Genomic DNA, 1521 nt, shown 5'->3' with positions numbered 1-1521 from the left:
AAGGCCGGCGAGGACGCCTGTTCGACTCGAATTCGATTGATCGTAGTTCGACGAAGCCCTCTCTCGGTGCGGGAACTTTTGCGGAGCCAGTACTCTGAGTGACTCTCAGGCCCTTCGGCTGTCGCGAAGGTCGGCGGATCGTGCCAGCAGGTTCACGACACCTCGGTTCCGGCGGTGCGGACGCAGCACCGAGCGCATGAAGGCCACGGCATTTGTCGCGCGGCCGCTGTTGATCAGGGGGTAGGTGTCGAGGAAGCGATGCCAGGTGGCGACGGCCCGATCGAGCTCGCCGGCGCCCAGCTGCAGTTCCGCCAGCATCGCCAGCGTGATCGCGCGTGACCGCAGCTCGGTGGCCGGGCGATGCCGGATCGACTCCATGAGAGCTCGTGTCGCTCCGGCTCGGTCACACAACGCGGCGCACATCTTGGCTCGCTGATGCGCGAGCGACGCCGCGTGGTGCGTGCCGATGACCTGCGGGTCGTCGACCCGTTCGAAGTGGCGCTCGGCTCTGCACAGGGCGGTCACGGCGGCGCGCCGTTCGCCCGCAGCGGCCCGTGCCACGGCGAGTTGGCCCACGACGAACGCCTGTGTTGGCGATGCCTTGTCCACCAAGGTCTCGGCGGAGGCTTCCGCCAGCTGAACAGCCTGGTTGCGATGGCCGAGCATGTGCGCCTGGACGCTCATCGCGCGCAGCGCGATGGCGTACACCTCCGCGTTGTGAGCTTCTGCGGCCAGCCGCAGCGAGTCGCGGTAGTAGCGCAACGCGCCACCGTGCAGTTCGTCGTCGAACCAGGTGAAGCCGCACAGGTAGTACAGCTGCGACGCGATCGACAGCAGCTCCTCGAGGGTCTTCGCCGAAGTGCAGTTGCCTTGTAGCAGAGGTTCGACACCGGTCGCGAGGTACTGGGTGAGCGACCGCCGCACATGACCGGCGCCCAGGGTGCGCTCGGCTGCGGAGAACACGCGGAGCGCGGTGCGGGCGGCGTTCACCTCCGTCTGTCCGCACGTGATCGGACCAGCGCGTCGTTTCGGTCGCCTGGTGATCAGCGTTCCGGCGTCCGGCCACGCTGGTACGGACAGATCCGCCACGCTGTACACGGTGGGCGAGTTCTCCTCGGGAAACCCGGCTTCGGTCAGCGTGACCGGACGGCCGAGGCGCCGCGACAGCACTTCCACGACGTAGTGGGGAACCGGTCGGCGTGGACTGGTGCCGGCCAGCCACTGTCCCACCGACGTCCGGGTGTAGGACGTGCGCTCACCGCTTTCCGCGGCGACGGTGTTGATCTCCCGAGCCAGCGCGGCGCCACTGCAACAGGATTGTGCCAGTAATGTGCGGAGTCTTTCGTTGGATTCGCGGGCCGCCATTGCAACTCTCCTGAACGCAGAAGGGTCACGGTGAGCTTACTTGTGCGCACTGCGCCCTTGCGGTCGTCGTTTGAACCGGAACACCAACGGCGGAACGGTGAAACCCGGATGTACCAGCGGCATGAGCTGCTGCTCGCCAAAAGCACGGGAGTTGAC

General features: G+C 66.7%; 1 protein-coding gene. It reads right to left on the bottom strand.

Going from position 1 to position 1521, the window contains the following annotated elements; translation table 11 throughout:
- Positions 1–105: 105 nt before the first annotated feature.
- Complete coding sequence (locus tag ABFX45_RS46110) at positions 106–1365, bottom strand: NsdA family TPR-like regulatory protein (RefSeq protein ID WP_346137414.1); 1260 nt, start codon at positions 1363–1365, stop codon at positions 106–108.
- Positions 1366–1521: the final 156 nt, after the last annotated feature.

Origin of the sequence: Lentzea roselyniae (assembly GCF_039537795.1) — a bacterium.
In the GTDB taxonomy this organism is placed as follows: domain Bacteria; phylum Actinomycetota; class Actinomycetes; order Mycobacteriales; family Pseudonocardiaceae; genus Lentzea; species Lentzea atacamensis.
The sequence above is the reverse complement of the archived record's forward strand: the minus strand, read 5'-3'. Positions and strand labels throughout refer to the sequence as shown.

Coding starts and splice junctions, on each gene's coding strand:
- ABFX45_RS46110 (WP_346137414.1), bottom strand. CDS start 1,365: ATGGCGGCCCGCGAATCCAACGAAAGACTCCGCACATTACTGGCACAA.